The sequence below is a fragment of the Desulfitobacterium chlororespirans DSM 11544 genome, assembly GCF_900143285.1.
In the GTDB taxonomy this organism is placed as follows: domain Bacteria; phylum Bacillota; class Desulfitobacteriia; order Desulfitobacteriales; family Desulfitobacteriaceae; genus Desulfitobacterium; species Desulfitobacterium chlororespirans.
In genome coordinates this window covers 89183-106699 of record NZ_FRDN01000014.1, presented here as the reverse complement: position 1 = coordinate 106699, position 17517 = coordinate 89183, and the positions used below count along the sequence as shown (strand labels likewise).

At 50.3% G+C, this 17517-nt stretch carries 13 protein-coding genes; 12 read left to right on the top strand and 1 reads right to left on the bottom strand.

Going from position 1 to position 17517, the window contains the following annotated elements:
• Nucleotides 1-61 precede the first annotated feature (61 nt).
• Nucleotides 62-556 carry a HyaD/HybD family hydrogenase maturation endopeptidase gene (locus BUA14_RS20910; RefSeq protein ID WP_072774374.1) on the top strand — a complete coding sequence of 165 codons (495 nt, stop codon included), beginning with the start codon at nt 62-64 and terminating at the stop codon, nt 554-556.
• Between the two features lie 74 nt (nt 557-630).
• On the opposite strand, the gene BUA14_RS20905 is transcribed toward BUA14_RS20910, so the two are convergent.
• The gene (locus BUA14_RS20905; RefSeq protein WP_072774373.1) at nt 631-801 is read right to left on the bottom strand and encodes a DUF1540 domain-containing protein; all 171 of its coding nucleotides are present in this window, start codon (nt 799-801) and stop codon (nt 631-633) included.
• A gap of 202 nt (nt 802-1003) precedes the next feature.
• On the opposite strand from BUA14_RS20905, the gene miaB reads away from it, so the two are divergent.
• From miaB to BUA14_RS20835, 11 genes are all read left to right on the top strand, one after another.
• Nucleotides 1004-2350 (top strand): tRNA (N6-isopentenyl adenosine(37)-C2)-methylthiotransferase MiaB, encoded by a 1347-nt coding sequence (gene miaB, locus BUA14_RS20900; protein ID WP_072774372.1) that lies wholly within the window; start codon nt 1004-1006, stop codon nt 2348-2350.
• A gap of 66 nt (nt 2351-2416) precedes the next feature.
• Complete coding sequence (locus tag BUA14_RS20895; RefSeq protein ID WP_072774371.1) at nt 2417-2812, top strand: YlbF/YmcA family competence regulator; 396 nt, start codon at nt 2417-2419, stop codon at nt 2810-2812.
• Between the two features lie 998 nt (nt 2813-3810).
• The gene (gene mutS, locus BUA14_RS20880) at nt 3811-6363 is read left to right on the top strand and encodes a DNA mismatch repair protein MutS (protein ID WP_072774369.1); all 2553 of its coding nucleotides are present in this window, start codon (nt 3811-3813) and stop codon (nt 6361-6363) included.
• A gap of 139 nt (nt 6364-6502) precedes the next feature.
• Nucleotides 6503-8182: a hydantoinase/oxoprolinase family protein gene (locus BUA14_RS20875; protein ID WP_072774368.1), complete on the top strand. Its 1680-nt coding sequence runs from the start codon at nt 6503-6505 to the stop codon at nt 8180-8182.
• Nucleotides 8179-9504: a histone deacetylase family protein gene (locus BUA14_RS20870; RefSeq protein ID WP_072774367.1), complete on the top strand. Its 1326-nt coding sequence runs from the start codon at nt 8179-8181 to the stop codon at nt 9502-9504. Before BUA14_RS20875 ends, BUA14_RS20870 begins: the two co-directional genes overlap by 4 nt.
• Nucleotides 9501-11663, top strand: coding sequence for a DNA mismatch repair endonuclease MutL (gene mutL, locus BUA14_RS20865; RefSeq protein ID WP_072774366.1), 2163 nt, complete (start codon nt 9501-9503; stop codon nt 11661-11663). The genes BUA14_RS20870 and mutL overlap by 4 nt, the downstream gene beginning before the upstream one ends.
• Nucleotides 11664-11675: 12 nt before the next feature.
• Entirely contained in the window at nt 11676-12515 is an 840-nt protein-coding gene (locus BUA14_RS20860) for a class I SAM-dependent methyltransferase (protein ID WP_072774365.1), read from the top strand.
• Nucleotides 12512-13456, top strand: coding sequence for a tRNA (adenosine(37)-N6)-dimethylallyltransferase MiaA (miaA, locus tag BUA14_RS20855; protein ID WP_072774364.1), 945 nt, complete (start codon nt 12512-12514; stop codon nt 13454-13456). Before BUA14_RS20860 ends, miaA begins: the two co-directional genes overlap by 4 nt.
• A 34-nt stretch (nt 13457-13490) precedes the next feature.
• Nucleotides 13491-13742, top strand: coding sequence for an RNA chaperone Hfq (gene hfq / locus BUA14_RS20850; RefSeq protein ID WP_005811582.1), 252 nt, complete (start codon nt 13491-13493; stop codon nt 13740-13742).
• An 881-nt stretch (nt 13743-14623) separates the two neighbouring features.
• Nucleotides 14624-16456: a translational GTPase TypA gene (gene typA / locus BUA14_RS20840; protein WP_072774363.1), complete on the top strand. Its 1833-nt coding sequence runs from the start codon at nt 14624-14626 to the stop codon at nt 16454-16456.
• Nucleotides 16457-16523: 67 nt separating this feature from the next.
• Nucleotides 16524-17489: an AAA family ATPase gene (locus tag BUA14_RS20835; RefSeq protein WP_072774362.1), complete on the top strand. Its 966-nt coding sequence runs from the start codon at nt 16524-16526 to the stop codon at nt 17487-17489.
• The last annotated feature ends 28 nt before the right edge of the window (nt 17490-17517 follow it).

Below are 17517 nucleotides of genomic sequence, written 5' to 3'. Positions count from 1 at the left end.
TGCAGCCTGAGCCGCGTATCATTATAGAAAAGACAAAGGTTTTCAGAAAGGGTTAAATGCCATGCTGCAACCAAAGATTATGGTTATGGGAGTAGGGAATGTGCTTCTTTCCGATGAAGGGCTCGGAGTTCAGTTCCTCACCGTATTAGCCCAGGAGACTCTGCCGGATCATGTAGAGCTTCTGGAAGGCGGAACCGCAGGACTTGAGCTGGTCCATCTCATTAAAGAAGTAGACTATCTCATCATCGTCGATGCCGTGAATGCTAAGGATGAACCTGGTGCTATTTTCCGGTTTGAACCGGAGGATATCCGGGTTATGCCTTCTCAATTTGAAGTTTCTTTCCATCAAGTGGGGATCCTGGAGGTATTGGCTATGGCTAATATCCTGGGGAATGCACCCAAAACCCTTATCTTTGGTGTTCAGCCGAAGAGTCTGGAGATGGGATTGGAATTGACCCCTGAGATTCAAGGGGTATTGCCCAGGGTCAAGGAGCTTGTTCTGGAAGAGATAGAGAACATCACTCAACATGGGGAATTCCGTCAAGTGACCTCTTAATCCCAACCTATGGGCAAACAACTTTATTAAAATTACTAAAGGGAACCGGAATTTCCGGTTCCCTTATCACGTGCTTAAACTTTTTCTTTTCCGTCACCGAATTCAAATGTACTACAGTCGGTCGCTTCGGTAGTACGAGCCTCGGCATGATGCTTGGTTACTTGGATTTCCCCGGCATGACATACTTTGGCGGCTTCATTGTACTTACACTCCACGACATTGCACATAACTTTTGGATTAGCCATTCTTATCACCTCCCTAATTAAGATACCCAAATAAATCACCTTCTACACCCAAAAAGAAACTTGAAAAATTCGTAAAAAACCCCACCCGAGCAGCTTTCATCAATGTTTAAAAACCTTTCACGGGATACCTTGACTGGCGGCCTTTATTGAAGTATGTTATCCTTTATGAAGAATACTACTTTTCAGGAGTGAGACGATAAGTATGTCAATCACGAAACCCCCTAAGAAGGTCGTCACTTTAGCCTATGGGTGTCAAATGTCGGAGCGTGATGCCGATACCTTGACCGAGATATCCAGTCAAAAAGGGTATGTCCGCTCTCAGGAGCTGGAACAGGCTGACCTCATTATTGTGAATACCTGTTGTGTTCGCGAAAGCGCAGAAAATAAAATCCTGGGTAAAATCGGCGAGCTCAAACATTTGAAAGAAGCCAATCCTCAGTTGAAAATCGCCATCTCCGGATGTATGGTTCAGCAGCCGGGCGCTTTAGAACGACTTAGAAAAAGAGCCCCTCATGTGGATATCTGGGCGGGAACCCATAATATCCATGAGTTTCAGCGTCTCCTGGAGGAATCTGAAGAAAAGGGGAAAGTGGCTGAGGTCTGGGAAAAGCCGCGGGAAACCCAGGAATCGGTTCCTCTGGCAGCCAAGGGCAAGCTTAAAGCTTATGTCAATATCAGTTATGGCTGCGATAACTTCTGCACGTATTGTATTGTACCCCATGTCCGCGGCCGTGAGCGCAGTCGTCAGCCGGAAGAGATCGTGGCGGAGATCAGGGCCTTGGTCGAAACAGGCTGCCGGGAAGTGACCTTGCTTGGTCAGAACGTAAACTCCTATGGCCAGGACCTGGACAAAGCTTATGATTTTGCCGATTTGCTCAAGGACGTAGATAGCATTGACGGGTTGTGGAGAGTGCGGTTTATGACCTCCCATCCTAAAGATCTATCCGATAAATTGATCGAAACCATTGCTGCAGGCACTCATCTTTGCGAGCATGTTCATCTGCCTTTTCAGGCCGGCAGTGATGAAATTCTCAAAAGTATGAATCGTAAATACACCCGGGAATACTATTTAAGCCGGATTGCCCAAATTAAGGCTATCATTCCCCAGGCCAGTTTAACAACGGATATCATCGTCGGTTTTCCCGGGGAGACGGAAGAGGATTTTGAACAAACCTTGGAGCTGATTAGGCAGGTGCGATACAGCCAAGCCTTTACTTTTATGTATTCCAAACGCTCCGGCACGCCGGCAGCCCAAATGGCGGAGCAAATTCCTCTGGACATCAAGAAACGTCGCCTGCAGCAGTTGATCACGGTTCAGAATGCCCAAAGCCTGGCCTGGCGGCAGGAAATGATCGGCAAAACCTACGAAGTTCTTGTGGAAGGGCCGAGCAAATCCAATCCTGATCGTCTTACCGGGCGAACCCGGGGCTATGAGCTGGTGGTCTTTCCCGGAGAAGCCCAATTGATTGGCACCTTAGTCCAAGTATTGATTGAGGATGCCAATTCCTGGACGCTGTTTGGGAAATGCTGCAAAGACATGCCTAAATAATAATTGAAGGCTCAAAGCAGGAATCAAGAAAAACGTGTAGAATCAATCGAAGATGGAGGTGTTGTAATGACGGCGGAAATTATGGAAAAAGCCGAGATTCTAGCTGCAGCTATAGCCAAAAGTGTCGAATTACAAAATTTGCGCAGCACAGAAGAAGCCATGATGGCTGACGAACAAGCTCAGCAAATCATTGCTGATTTTCAAAATGAGCAACAGCGAGTGTATGAGCTCCAGGCCCAAGGTCAAGAGTTGACTGATGAAGTACAGCAGGCCATTGATGCCATGGAAGCGAAAGTGGAAGGATATCCTCCCATTGCTGCTTATCTGCAGGCTCAAGAGCAATTCACAAAGATGCTGGATACCATCAATGGTGTTTTAGCTCAAGCAATTGCCAATGATCCCAATGGCGGAAGCTGCTCCTGTGACACAGGCTGTTCAGGATGCGGAGGAAGCTGTTCATAAACTCGCGATACAATAGAAATGAGTGGACAAGATCACTTTATTTAGATTGGGCGCAGCAAGGGAAGAGTGTACACTCTTCCCTTTCGAATATACGTCTGACGGTCATGCCGCTCAGGGGGCATCGGCAGTGACAGCACCGGCAGTGGGTGAAAGGGGTGTCCGGGTCGCGTAGCTTTACGCACAACGCGTACTCCATAGCTCCGGGGCTGGCCAACTCGCTTTCTTAACAGAATCTGCGGCGGATGAGTATACTTTGGGGTATGCCGCCTTGAGCGAAACTGTCCACCGGACACTTTCGTCACCAAACCTCAGGGTAATACCTGATGTGAACCGTGGCTCCGCTACGTTAAGAAAGCCTCGTTGACCTGACCGCCCCTCCGCTAAATCCGACACCTTCGGGCGTGAATCCTAAAACCTTCCACCGGAAGGTTTCTTCTCCGGAGTTCACGGCTTTTGTACGTAAAGCTACGTCTTACGGGTCTCTTTAGCTTTTCTTTGGTGTTCCAATTGCCTTTTTTGAGGACTTTTGACTTAGCTTCGGAGCCTTTCTTGTACTTAGCCCGCATAGCCTTTCCCAGGGGATAGCCGGCCCTGCCGCCGCAAGCGGCGCCGGTAAAGACGGAAAAAGCTGCTTGGGTCAGTCAACTCACCCCACATTTCCTGCAATCCTACAACGCCCTGCATGCAAAAGCCTGAAAAGCAGCCCAAGGATTTTGATTTACAGCAGGGAAGCGAATTTAAGCGAGCGGAAACAAAACTTCGCGAAAAGCACGCAGCGGAGAAAGGTTGGAAACAGGACGTTTCCAACCGGCTATTGAGAACAAGTGCGAAAGCAGTGCTTTCGAGGAGCCGATTTAGCCGGGGACCTTTCGGAGCGGTGGGCTTGAGCGTTAGTTTTGTCCGCGCAGCTTATTGAGCGACCGATGTAAATCAAAATCCTGGAGACCCCTCTTTCATAAATCTTGCCAAGATAATCTATCTCTAAGGAGTTAGCAACCATGACTACACCGATGATGCAACAATATAAATCCATAAAATCTCAAGCTCCCGACGCGATCCTTTTCTTCCGTCTAGGAGATTTTTATGAAATGTTTGGCGAGGATGCCCGGACCGCCGCCCCTATTCTGGAAATTGCCTTAACCGGCCGTGATTCCGGAGGAGGGGAGAGGATTCCCATGTGCGGCGTTCCCCACCATGCCGTAGACGGCTATCTGCTCAAGCTGGTTTCTGCCGGCTATAAAGTGGCTTTATGCGAGCAAGTGGAGGATCCCCAAGCCGCTAAAGGGATCGTCAGAAGAGAGATTATCCGAATCATTTCTCCCGGTACCCTGACGGATTCCTTAGTGGAGCAAGCCAATAACTTTTTAGCCGCGGTCTATCATGAGCAAGACTGGGGATTGGCCTTTGTGGATGTTTCCACAGGGGAGTTCACGGTTTTTCAGACTGAATCCCTAGATATCTTAACCACCGAGCTTTCCCGGATTCGCCCTTCTGAATTGCTGCTCCCGGCGGAACTCCTCAAAGCAAAGCACTGGCGCCCTTATTATCTTACTCAGCGGGAAAAGAAAACCTATCAACACACCTTGCTGGAGCAGCGCTTTACGGAACAAACTGAGTTGTTTCAGGAATTTCCGGTGGCGATGAAAGCCGCCAATGGGCTTTGGCAATATATCCTGGAGACTTCACCCGGCATCGATCCCTCCCATATTCTGAAGGTCAATGCCTACCGTCCTGAGCACTGGATGCTCCTTGATCCCTGGACCCGCAGAAATCTGGAGCTTACCGAGTCCATTCGCGGCCAAGGGAAAAAAGGAACTTTATTATCTGTTCTGGACTTTACCAAAACCGCCTTTGGCGGCCGCCTGCTCAGACGCTGGATCGAGCAGCCTTTGCTCCTCAAAGGGGAAATCGAAAAGCGTTTGGACTATGTGGAGGCCTTGGTTGAGGACAGCTTTTTACGGGGGGACCTGATCCAGCTCTTCAATAAAGTGTTTGATCTGGAGCGTCTCATGGGGAAGGTTTCCTATGGTACCGCCAATGCCCGGGACTTGTTATCCTTAGCTCAGACCTTAGGGGTGCTGCCCCAGCTCCGGGCGTTGCTGGCAGAAGGCAAGTCGGAACCCCTGCAAGCTTTCATTCCGGCTTTGGAAGGTCTGGACCCTTTGGCCGCAACCTTGGAGCAAGCCATCAATCCGGAAGCCCCCATCTCCGTCAAGGACGGGAACCTGCTGAAAGCCGGTTACTCAAAGGAAATCGACGAATTGCGCAGCATATCCTCCGGGGGAAAAGCCTGGGTAGCCAAATTAGAAAGCATGGAAAAGGACCGGACCGGAATTCGCTCCCTTAAAGTTGGCTATAATAAGGTATTTGGCTATTATATCGAAGTGACGCATGCTAATTCCCATCTGATACCTGCTGAATACATTCGCAAACAAACCCTAGCCAATGCTGAGCGTTTTATCACCCCGGAACTGAAGGAATATGAGCAAAAAATCCTGGGCGCCGAAGAGAAAGTCACTCAGCTGGAGTACCAGCTCTTTCTCGAACTCCGGGAAAAAGTCCGTCAACATGCCGCTAAGATTTTAGAAGCCGCCCATGCTCTGGCTGAAATCGACGTCTATACCAGTCTGGCGGAAGCCGCTGTGCGCCATCATTATTCCCGTCCTGTGATGAAGGGAGAAGGGGGGCTCACCATCATTGAGGGGCGGCATCCTGTGGTGGAATCTATGCTCCAGGATACTTCCTTTGTCCCCAACGATACCATCCTGACTGAGGATAAACATCTGGCCTTGATCACCGGCCCCAACATGGCCGGTAAATCCACCTACATGCGTCAGGTAGCTCTGATCGTCCTGATGGCTCAGATTGGCAGCTTTGTGCCTGCTCAGCAAGCCACCATCCCCATCGCCGATCATATCTTTACCCGGGTGGGGGCTTCCGATGATTTAGCCTCAGGACAAAGCACCTTTATGGTGGAGATGTATGAAGTGGCCCATATTCTGCGCCATGTCACACCCCATAGTCTGATCATTCTCGATGAAGTGGGACGGGGGACGGCCACCTACGACGGTCTCAGCATTGCCTGGGCTGTGGCTGAGTACTTAGCCGGTCAGGAGAATAAGCCCAAAACTCTCTTTGCCACCCATTATCATGAACTGACCGATTTGGAGGAAACCCATGCCGGTATCTTCAATCTTCATGTCGGGGTTCGGGAGCATGGAGAAGAGATTGTTTTCCTACATAAGATTATCCCCGGCCGTGCCGACCGCAGTTATGGCATTCAAGTGGCAAAGCTGGCCGGTCTGCCTGCCAACCTTCTGCACAGGGCCAAAATTATTCTGCATGAATTGGAATCCTCCGCCAAGGAAAGCCGCCAGGAGCATTTGCTAGATAAGGAGAAAACCACCCAACTGTCCTTGTTTGAGGTTCAGCCCCTGGATCCCTTGTTACAGGAAGTCAGCGAGCTTTCTGTAGAGGATTTGACCCCCAGGCAGGCTTTAGATTACCTGTTTGATTTAAAAGAACGGATTAAAGCAGCGGGTTCTATTTAAATTTAGTAAGTTCATAAAAAAATACAAGGGTAGGTTTAAGCAGAGGAGAGAACTCATGGCAACGAAGGGACGTGGAGGGGAATGTGATGAACGTAAAGCTGCACGGCCCGGACAATAATGTGAATTGAGGAGGGCAATTATGTCATACCAAGTTGGAATTGATGTCGGAGGGACGTTTACTGATGGGGTGCTTATTCACAAAAACAACCTAATCAAAAAAACAAAAGTTCCTACTCAACACGATAATTTATTGGACACCTTGCTCCATGCTCTGGAACATCTCGATGTCTTTAAACAGCCTGTTGAGCAGATTACAGTCAGTACTACTTTGGTGACCAATGCCATTCTGGAAAACAAATTACCCCCCATCGAGCTGTTTCTCTTTCCCGGTTCCGGGATGAGGCTGGACGCTCTACCCTGGCCGGTGCCTTATCACGCCCTTATGGGTGAAATCGACTATCGGGGCAGGGAAGTATCTCCCCCGGATGAGCTGGAGTGGCGGCGGCTTTGCAACCAGTTGGATTTTGAAGCCGTCCCCCAGGCGGCCATTGTCAGCAAGTTTTCCCACCGGAATCGGGTTCTGGAAGATGCTTTGGCTCAGTTTTTGAGCAAAAAATATCCTCAGCTGGACATTGCTTTGGGCTGCGAATGGGGGCATGCCAATTTTTACCGCCGCAGTCTCACCACCTATCTCAATACTGCCAGCAAAAATCTCTATAAAACCTTCTCCTCCCAGTTGCATCAGGCTGTAGAGAAAAACGGTTCAAAGGCTGAGATTACCGTCTTGAAAGCTGATGGGGGCATCTTGCCCATCGATCAGCTCCGTCCGGTGGAATCCATTAATTCCGGCCCCGCTGCCAGCGTCATTGGCGCCCTGGCCCAAACGGATCCCCAGCAGTCTTTTGTGGTGGTGGATATTGGCGGCACCACCACAGATATCGGCCTGATTCTATCGGGGGAACCACTTCTCAGTGCCCAGGGTGCCCGGATTGGTCCTTTTTTGACCTTGATCCCTACTTTAGCCACCCGCTCCATCCCTGTAGGCGGAGATTCTGCCGTGCTGCCTGCACCTGATGTGCCGGAAGGCTTTACTCTCGCACCTTATCGCCAGGGACCGGCCTATTGTTTGGGAGGGGGATACCCAACCCCCACTGATGCCATGCGCTATTTAAAACGGGTGGAGCATGGGGATTATGCCCGTGCTGAAGAAGGTTTAGCATCCCTGCTGCCCCCTGAGGCCCGGAATCCCCGGGCCCTTCAGGGATTAGCCCTGAAAATTCTGGAGAAGTTTGCGGAAGAGGTAGCCAATGCTTTTTCGCTCTTGCATAAGGAATGGCAGGAGGAACCCGCCTATAAGGTGTGGGAGGTTCTCCATCCTCATAGTGCCAAGGATTTCTATATCTGGGTCAGCGGGGGCAGCGCCCGGGGGATCGCACCTTCCCTGGAGGATAAAGTCCACTTGCCTGTGCGCTTTACCCAGCATGCCGATGTCTCCAATGCTATCGGTGCGGCCTTAGCCCGGCCGACCCTATCCTGCACCCTGCATTTGGATACGACGATCCGCTCTTACCGGATTGAGGAATTTGGAGAACAGAGGGAATGGCTGGGTTCCAAACGCCCTCATAAAGAGGTTCAGGAATTCCTGCAGGAGATTGCCCGGGAGCGGGCCCGCACCATTGGCTTGAATCTCCATGAACTGGAGTTTAAGACTCAACCTTTTGATTTTTTCCCAGTTGTTAAAGGTTACGCAACCGTTGGTCAAATAATCCGGGGTTCTGTGGTGGTACCTCCGGGAGTGGTTGGGAGGCTTGAGGTATGAAGCAGACAGGATTATTGTTTTTCCCTGCGTTTGACTGGTCTTTAGGAGATACCCACCCGGAACGGGAAGAAAGACTTCTTTATACCCAGGAACAATTGTTTGAAGAAGGGGTTATGGATTTACCCCAGATCAAGCACTATGCTCCAGGTCTCGCTTCATTAAAGGATGTCCAACGGACCCAAGGGATTTTTCCCGCCCCGGAAAGCCATGATTTGGATGCTCATTTGATCGCCGCCGGAAGTTCTCTGGTTCTGGGTGAGGCCTGGGCCAAAAAGGAGATCCATAATGGCTTTGCCCTGGTGCGCCCGCCGGGACACCACTCCGGGGCTACGGTTTTAGGCAATCGGGGGTTCTGCACCCTGAACAATGAAGCGATCCTGATCAATCATCTCCGCACCTTCCATGGGATAAAAAAGGTGGCCATCGTGGATACGGATGTTCATCACGGGGACGGCACCCAGGATATCTTCTATCATGATCCTAATGTCCTCTTTATCTCCATTCATCAGGATGGACGGACTCTCTATCCCGGCAGCGGTTTTATCTACGAGAAAGGGGGACCCAATGCTTGGGAGACCACTTTGGATATTCCTCTGCCTCCCGGTACGGGAGACGAAGATCTTCACCATGTCCTGGAAAACTGGGTTCTCCCCCGGGTTCATGACTTTCAACCGGATCTGATCATTAATTCAGCCGGTCAGGACAATCATTTCACGGATCCTTTAGCCTCCATGAATGTGACAGCCCGAGGCTATGGGCGAATCACCGAGCTGCTCAATCCGGACTTAGCCGTCCTGGAGGGGGGCTACTCCATTGAAGGAGCTCTGCCTTATGTGAATCTGGCCATTGTCCTGGCCTTGGCGGGAGAAGACTATCAGGGAGTCATCGAGCCTCAAAAGCCCCGTCATCCCCACAGCGGTTCCAATGCCTTCCGGGGCTTCCTTAAGGAGCTGAAAGAGCAATACCGCCGGGCCAAACCAGACTGGAACATCCGCACCGACAGCTTCCTTCCCGAAGGAAAATGGATTTACATTCCTCATTCCGTATATTATGATACGGAAGGCTTCCAGGAGGGGCGTAAGGATTGGATCCGCCAGTGCAACCATTGCGGGGGAACGGTGCTCATTGAAAGCCAGCATACCGTAACCGGCAATACTTTCGCTTTAGTGCGGATTCCTTTTGCGGCCTGTGAGCAATGCACCCAGGCGGGATATGATCTATGGGAGCATTTGATCGGGCGCAAAACATCTGTATTACTCCAGGATCAACAGAACAATAAGGTTGAACTCTGGCATCTGGATAAGGGGGTAACTCATTTTTGACCGCTAAAATCCACATCCTTGATATACAAGCCGCCAATCAAATCGCCGCCGGTGAAGTGGTGGAGCGCCCTGTTTCCGTGGTAAAGGAGCTGATTGAAAACGCTCTGGATGCCCAGGCTACTCAAATCGAAGTGATCATTGAGGGAAGCGGGGTGGAAAGGATCAGGGTCCAGGATAACGGCCAGGGCATATCTGCCGAGGATCTGCCCCTGACCGTTCTCCGTCATGCCACCAGCAAAATCCGCACCATTGATGATTTGAACCGTTTACGCACCCTTGGTTTCCGCGGGGAAGCTTTACCCAGCATTGCCTCCGTTTCCAGGCTGGAAATCATCAGCCGTCCCCCTGAGGAAATTTCCGGGCGGGTATTGCGGATTCAAGGGGGAGAGCAGCTGGAGTTCTCCGAAACCGGCTGTCCGCCGGGAACCACCATTACCGTCGATGATCTGTTTTATAATACGCCCGCCCGGCGGAAATTCCTGAAATCCAAAAACACGGAATTTGGCCAAATTTCTGATCTTATCGGGCGGCTTTCCTTGGCACGGCCTGATGTTTCCTTTACCCTGAAGCATCCGAAAATCCTTGTCCTGCAAACCCCGGGCAAAGGCAATCTGCTGGAGAGCATCGGGGCAGTTCTTGGCCAAGCTACGGCCCGCCGTCTCCTGCCCCTGTCCTGCTCCCTGGGGGATTGGCAGCTGGAGGGTTATATCAGTCCGCCGGATCTGGTTCGTTCCACCAAACAAGGGGAGACCCTGATCGTCAATGAGCGGATTATCCGTTCCAACAGCATCAGCCGTGCTATTTCCGAAGGGTATCACACCTTGATTCCCGCTAAGCTTTATCCCATCACCATCTTGAAGCTGCATATCCCGCCCCATGAATACGATGTCAATGTTCATCCCACCAAAATGGAAATCCGCTTTCACAAAGAGAAAGAACTTATGGAGTTTATTGCCGAGGGAGTTCGCAGGACCCTTCTCCAGGCCCGTCCTATCGCACCCTTTGTCAAGGTCAAGAACTCCCCATCCTATAAAGAATCGCTTCCCAGCGGTGACAACGGGGACAGGCCTGTTCAGGCGGCCCTCAATTTTGCCTCTAAAAGCCCTCACAGCCCGTCTCAGGGCAAAACTATCCCCATACCTTACAAACACTCTAACCTCCCACCCTTAGGGTTGGTAAAAGGGCTTTCCGCTTCGCAAAGGGATTATGAGTTGAATGCAGACAATGAATTTAAGACGGGCCATGAACTTAAGGCGCATGAGTTTGCTGGGACAGCAAAGCTCCCCATCAAGAACTTAAATCCTCAGGAAGCGCGGCCGGTTAGTGAGCACAAAATCTTTCTTGAGTCTCAGGAACCTTTTCAAGTCACCCCTCTGAAAGCTGATACGTTAGAACCTAATCTTTCTTTAGAGCCTATTCTTTCTTTAGAATCTGATATTTTTTCAGGATCCGATACTTTTGGGAGAGCTGATGCTCATTTGGAGGAAGAAGAGGTGGGGGCAGGGTCAACCGCTGAGCTGGAACTATCCGTTGCCGAAGAGAACTATGAAATCACCGATGAAATCAAGGAGCAGAGTCCTCTTTTGGCTTTGCGGCCCGTCGGGCAGGTTTTTAATACCTATATCCTGGCTGCAGAGGGTGATCAGCTGGTTATCTTCGATCAGCATGCCGCCCATGAGCGCATTAATTACGAACGCCTGCTGGCAGAACACCAAAAAAATCCCGGCAACAGCCAAATGCTCTTGATTCCCCTGACCATGGAATTTACACCTGGGGAAGAAGAGGCTCTGCTGGAGCATTTTCTGCTGCTCAACGATATGGGATTCATCCTTGAGCACTTTGGGACACGAACCTATCTCCTGCGCGGCATCCCGGCCTATAGCGGCCCCTACCAGGGAGAGCATCTCCTGCGGGACTTTCTCGACCAGGTCATGCTCAATCACATTCCCCCCACTATGGATAAATTGTTGGAGGAGTGGATCTATATGCTGGCCTGCAAAGCATCCATTAAGGCCAAAGAGAACCTGACCCTGTTTGAAATGGAGCAGTTGATTGTTCAATTGAGTAAGACTCTGAATCCCTATACCTGTCCCCATGGCCGGCCCACCATGATTCAACTCACTAAAGAAGAGCTGGAACACCGCTTTTATCGTAGTTAGGAGCAGCAGGCAATGAACCACGCGACGGTCATCGTTAACATCACCCATCCCAGGGATCCGGATTTGCAGAAAAAATCTCTTTGGTTTTCTGAACAACCCGGCATTACCTTACTGACTTCCTCCCCGAAGTCCCTGGCCGGGGCGGTTGAGGAGCCGCCTTATCCGATCCTCCACATTACCCGCAAAGGAATCTATCTGGAAGCAGGGGACCATCCTTTGCATTTTCATCCCAGTATGGCCTTGCTGCGGGTTATGCAAATCATTAGAGGAGAAGGGGATCGTTTTCTGGAGGCCGTTGACCTCCAGGCAGGGGATGTCTTTTTAGATGCCACATTCGGTTTGGGAACGGATGCTTTGGTAGCTGCTGCTCAAGTCGGAGCTCAGGGTAAGGTCATCGGCATAGAACATTCGCCCATTTTAGCAGCTCTGGTGAAGGACGGGTTAAAGTCCCTGGCGCAGGGGGAGTATCCCCGCGTCCAAAACCCGGACAAAGTCAAAGCCTGGCAGGCCTTGGCTGAAGCGGCTCAGCGCATTGAGGTTCTGTGGGGTAACCATCTTGAACTGCTGACCGGCTATCCGACCGCCTTTGCCGATGTGGTCTACTTTGACCCCATGTTTCGCCACACCAGGGAAAAAAGCGCCTCCATCCGCCCTTTGCATGAGGTTGCCAATTCGGGCTCCTTACAGGGTGAAACTGTTGTCGAAGCCTGCCGTGTAGCCAAAAGACGGGTGGTGCTGAAAGAGCGGAAAGCAAGCCGGGAATTCAGCCGCTTAGGGTTTGCAATTCAAGAAGGGGGGAACTATAGTCATGTAGACTATGGGATAATCCACAAAGAAGGAGCCGGTTCATGAAACCCTTGATCATCATTGTAGGACCTACAGCCGTAGGCAAGACAGCTCTTGGGGTTGCCCTTGCCCAAGCTCTCCAGGGTGAGATTATCTCCGGGGACTCCGTTCAGGTCTATCGCAAACTGGATATTGGGTCAGCCAAGCCAACTTTGGCCGAACAAGGCAATGTACCCCATTATCTGCTGGACGCTTTGGATCCGGCTGAACCATTCACAGTGGCTCAGTTCCAGACTTTGGCCAATCAATCTATCCAGGATATCCAAAGCCGGGGCAAGGTGCCGATTGTTGTCGGCGGGACAGGTCTTTACATCCGCTCTTTAATCGACCCTTTCCAATTTGCCGAGCACGGCTCAGAGTCTATCCGCAGCTTCTGGACCGCCTTTCTCTCTGAACAAGGGAAAGAGGCTCTGCACCGGGAGCTGGCCAAAAGGGATCCTCTCAGTGCCCAGCGTCTCCATCTCAATGATACGGTCCGGATTATCCGGGCCCTGGAAATGTGTCAATTAACCGGTAAGCCCTTTTCCGAAATCCGCGGCAATCAAGACATGAATTATCCGCCTTTGCCACCTTCGCTTCTCTATGTAGGACTAACTGCACCAAGGGAAATCATTTATGAGCGCATCAATCGCCGTTGTGAACAGATGGTGGCCGCGGGGCTGATCGAGGAAACCCACAATTTAATCAAAGAAGGCTATTCCCCAAAACTTAAGCCTTTGCAAAGCATTGGTTACCGGCACGCTTTACTCTATCTTTATGGTAAGGTAACCCTTCCGGAGATGATGAGAATTTTTCAAAGGGATACCCGGCATTTTGCCAAGCGTCAGCTCACTTGGTTCCGCAGGGATCCGCGGGTGGTTTGGTATGATACTTACAGCGGGAATTTGACAAATATTCTTGAATCTTTGATTGGCACTTGCAGTGGGATGGAAAGTCGTGTAGAATAGGAAAATAGAAATAGATGGTGGTGGAGGGAAAAAAATGAATAAAGCGCCCATCAATTTACAGGATACCTTTTTAAACCAAGTCCGAAAAGAGAATATGCCGGTCACGATTTACTTAGTGAATGGCTTTCAATTAAAAGGTCTGGTCCGCGGATTTGATAATTTTACAGTGGTCATTGAATTCGAAGGTAAACAGCAAATGGTCTACAAACATGCTATTTCAACCGTCATGCCGCTTCGTCCTATTAATTTGGTCGCTGCTTCCCAGGCCTCGGCAGAGGAACGTTAAGAATAAGGTCAATATACAAAGCCTGATTCCCATCAGGCTTTTTTCGTGTTTCAGGTTTGCTGGCGGTGGGTTAAGCGGTATCTGAAGCATAGAAAGCATTGCTCGGGTCGCGTAGCTTTACGCACAACGCGAACTCCATAGCTCCAGGGCTGGCCAACTCGCTTTCTTAACAGCTCCGCCAAACCTCTGGGTAATACCTGAGGTGAACCGTGGCTCCGCTAAGTTAAGAAAGCCTCGTTCACCCGACCGCCCCTCCGCTAAATCCGTTTCGCTTTTGTGCCTAAAGCTACGTCTTGCAGGTCTCTTTAGGTTTTTCTTTGGGGTTCCGGGGCCTTTTGCGGGGACTTCCTGGGTTTAGCTTCAGGGTCTTTCTTAGCCCTCATAGCCTTTCTCAGGGGCGCCGACCTTGCCGCTTAAGCGGCGTCGGTAAAGACGGAAAAAGCGGCTCAGGTCAGGCGATCTTCCCCGACATTTCCTACAACGCCCTGCATGCACAGGCTCGAAAAGCAGCCCAAGGATTTTGCCTTACACAAGGGAGCGAGTTTAAGAGAGCGGAAACAAAACTTCGCGAAAAGCACGCAGCGGAGAAAGGTTGGAAACAGGACGTTTCCAACCGGCTATGAGGCAGGAGCCGATTTAGCCGGGGACCTTTCGGAGCGGAGAGCTTTGAGCGTTAGTTTTGTCCGCGCAGCTTATTGAGCGACCGGTAGTAAAGCAAAATCCTGGAGACTCCGGCCCAGCGAACCGAGCTTTCAGACCTTTTTTCACTGTCAGCTTCAGCCTAACGCGGAAAATATAACTAAAAATAATTTATTGTAGAGATAATAAAGGCATGGTATATTTAAGGATAGTGTAATTTATTCATGAAAGGGAAATTCTTAATGAAATCAATGAATATTCGTAATATCGCCATCATCGCTCACGTTGACCATGGCAAAACAACCCTAGTTGATGCAATGCTCAGACAAAGCGGAACCTTCCGCGCCAATCAAAATGTTATGGAGCGGGTTATGGACTCCAATGACCTGGAACGGGAGAGAGGGATTACTATTCTCTCCAAGAATACAGCGGTTAATTGGTTGGATACAAAAATCAATATTGTGGATACACCAGGTCATGCCGATTTTGGCGGTGAAGTGGAACGGGTCTTGAAGATGGTGAACGGGGTGCTCCTGATTGTGGATTCCTTTGAAGGGCCCATGCCCCAAACACGCTTTGTGTTAAGAAAAGCTTTGGAGCTGAAGCTTGTTCCCATCGTCGTGATTAATAAGATTGACCGTCCTGATGCTCGTCCTGCTGAAGTGGTGGATGAGGTCCTGGACTTATTTATCGAATTAGGTGCCGATGAGGAGCAACTGGATTTTCCCGTGGTCTACGCTTCGGCCCGGGATGGGTTGGCCGGACTGGATCCCGACCAACTCACCGATAGCCTGGAACCCCTTTTCAGTGTGGTGCTGGAGCATATTCCCGCTCCCAATGTGGATGTGGAAGCCCCTCTGCAGCTCCTGGTTACGACCCTTGATTATGACGACTATGTAGGCAAGATCGTGATCGGCCGCATTGTCCGCGGCAAGGTCCACCAGGGAGAAAGTATCACCCTGATCAAACGGGATGGTGTTTTGGAGCGGGCTAAAATCGGCAAGGTCTATACCTATGAAGGGTTGAAACGTATCGATGTGCCCGAGGCAGAGGCTGGAGAGATCGTGGCCCTTACCGGCTTGACCACTGCCAATATCGGGGAAACCGTAGCCGATGCCAATAATCCGGAAGCTCTGCCGGTGATTGAAGTGGATGAACCCACTTTGAATATGAATTTTATTGTTAATAACAGCCCTTTTGCCGGACTGGAAGGGGAATTTGTAACCTCCCGTAAATTAAGGGAGCGCTTATTCAAAGAGATCGAGACCAATGTGAGCCTTCGTGTGGAAGAAACAGATTCGGCCGATTCCTTTAAGGTATCCGGCCGGGGGGAGCTCCATCTATCCATTTTAATTGAGAATATGCGCAGGGAAGGCTATGAGCTTCAGGTTTCCAAGCCCGAGGTGATCTATAAGATGATTGACGGGGAGAAATGTGAACCGATTGAGTATCTTATCTGTGATATTCCGGAAACCGCTATGGGAACGGTCATTGAATTGCTGGGGAAACGGAAAGCGGAAATGATCAATATGGCCCATATTTCCCAGACCCAGATGCGGGTGGAATTCAAAGTTCCCGCTCGGGGGCTGATCGGCTTTCGGGGGGATTTCCTGACCGAAACCCGGGGGGAAGGGATCATGAGCCATGTTTTCCACGGTTATGAGCCCTATAAAGGCGAAATACCGGGTAGAAGCCGGGGGGTTTTGATCGCGTTTGAGACCGGCGAGGCGACAACCTATGGGCTGCATTCCGCTCAAGAACGGGGCATCATCTTTATTGACCCCGGTACCAAGATTTATGAAGGCATGATTGTGGGGGAAAGCAACCGGGAACAGGACATCGAAGTCAATGTGGCCAGAAAAAAACATGTTACCAATATGCGTGCCAGCAACTCTGAGGAAGCCCTTCGTTTAGAGAAAGCAAAAGTCTTTACCTTGGAGCAGGCCTTGGAATATATTGATGATGATGAGCTGGTGGAGATCACACCGAAGAGCGTTCGCTTGCGGAAAAAGCACCTCGACAAGAATGCCCGTGTCCGCTATGCTAAATCCCTGGCCTCCAACAGCGCAAAATGAGCTAATAATTAAGGCACCTTTCCCGTCTTGCTGCGTATAGTAGTAAAGACGGGAGGTGTCACATCTTATGGGAATACGCATTACCTTTCCGAGTGAAAAGAATCAGGCTCCGATCGTCCAAACACCACGGACTGAGAGAAATGCGGCCATCGTGGATTCATCTTCTGAATTATCCCGTGGACGCAAGGCTGCTCATCATTCATCGGAAAACGGTACCATGGCTGAGATTATCGCTGAACTCAATGCCCTTGTTGGCTTAAGCACAGTCAAACGTCTCATCCACGAGATTCAGGCTTACATAGAGATCCAAAAGAGAAGAACACGGGAAAAATTAGTGGCGGAGCCCTTGGTTCTCCATATGATTTTCCGGGGCAATCCGGGAACAGGCAAAACCACGGTGGCCCGTTTAATCGGCAGACTCTTTAAGGAAATGGATGTTCTGCAAAAAGGGCATATTATTGAGTGTGAGAGAGCGGACTTAGTGGGGGAATACATAGGTCATACGGCACAAAAGACCCGGGACATGGTTAAAAAGGCTTTGGGAGGGATTCTCTTTATCGACGAAGCCTATTCTTTAGCCCGGGGCGGGGAAAAGGATTTTGGTAAGGAAGCGATCGATGCCTTGGTGAAGGCTATGGAGGATCATAAAAATGAGCTTATTCTGATCCTGGCCGGTTATAAACACGAGATGGAATGGTTTTTACAGACCAATCCCGGCTTAAGATCCCGCTTTCCCATCCATATTGATTTTCCCGACTATTCCATTGAAGAGCTGCTGAGTATCGGCGATTCCATGCTCAAAACACGCCAATATCAGTTCACCTCTGAAGCCCGTGATGTTTTCCGGTTCATGATGCAGGGAGTGCTGAATTCCCATCCTTATGCAGGTAATGCCCGTTTAGTACGCAATATGGTTGAGAAAGCTATTCGCAAACAGGCCGTACGGCTCTATGCCAAACCCACCTCATCCCGTGAAGAACTTATGGGGATTCTGCCCTGTGATTTAAATCTGGATGACGATGACTTAAAGTAACGGACAGTGACATATACAGCGGAGGTTC

What these genes read in the sequence shown, in the direction of transcription:
- BUA14_RS20910 (WP_072774374.1), top strand. Translation starts at nt 62, where the DNA reads ATGCTGCAACCAAAGATTATGGTTATGGGAGTAGGGAATGTGCTTCTT.
- BUA14_RS20905 (WP_072774373.1), bottom strand. Translation starts at nt 801, where the DNA reads ATGGCTAATCCAAAAGTTATGTGCAATGTCGTGGAGTGTAAGTACAAT.
- miaB (WP_072774372.1), top strand. Translation starts at nt 1,004, where the DNA reads ATGTCAATCACGAAACCCCCTAAGAAGGTCGTCACTTTAGCCTATGGG.
- BUA14_RS20895 (WP_072774371.1), top strand. Translation starts at nt 2,417, where the DNA reads ATGACGGCGGAAATTATGGAAAAAGCCGAGATTCTAGCTGCAGCTATA.
- mutS (WP_072774369.1), top strand. Translation starts at nt 3,811, where the DNA reads ATGACTACACCGATGATGCAACAATATAAATCCATAAAATCTCAAGCT.
- BUA14_RS20875 (WP_072774368.1), top strand. Translation starts at nt 6,503, where the DNA reads ATGTCATACCAAGTTGGAATTGATGTCGGAGGGACGTTTACTGATGGG.
- BUA14_RS20870 (WP_072774367.1), top strand. Translation starts at nt 8,179, where the DNA reads ATGAAGCAGACAGGATTATTGTTTTTCCCTGCGTTTGACTGGTCTTTA.
- BUA14_RS20860 (WP_072774365.1), top strand. Translation starts at nt 11,676, where the DNA reads ATGAACCACGCGACGGTCATCGTTAACATCACCCATCCCAGGGATCCG.
- miaA (WP_072774364.1), top strand. Translation starts at nt 12,512, where the DNA reads ATGAAACCCTTGATCATCATTGTAGGACCTACAGCCGTAGGCAAGACA.
- hfq (WP_005811582.1), top strand. Translation starts at nt 13,491, where the DNA reads ATGAATAAAGCGCCCATCAATTTACAGGATACCTTTTTAAACCAAGTC.
- typA (WP_072774363.1), top strand. Translation starts at nt 14,624, where the DNA reads ATGAAATCAATGAATATTCGTAATATCGCCATCATCGCTCACGTTGAC.
- BUA14_RS20835 (WP_072774362.1), top strand. Translation starts at nt 16,524, where the DNA reads ATGGGAATACGCATTACCTTTCCGAGTGAAAAGAATCAGGCTCCGATC.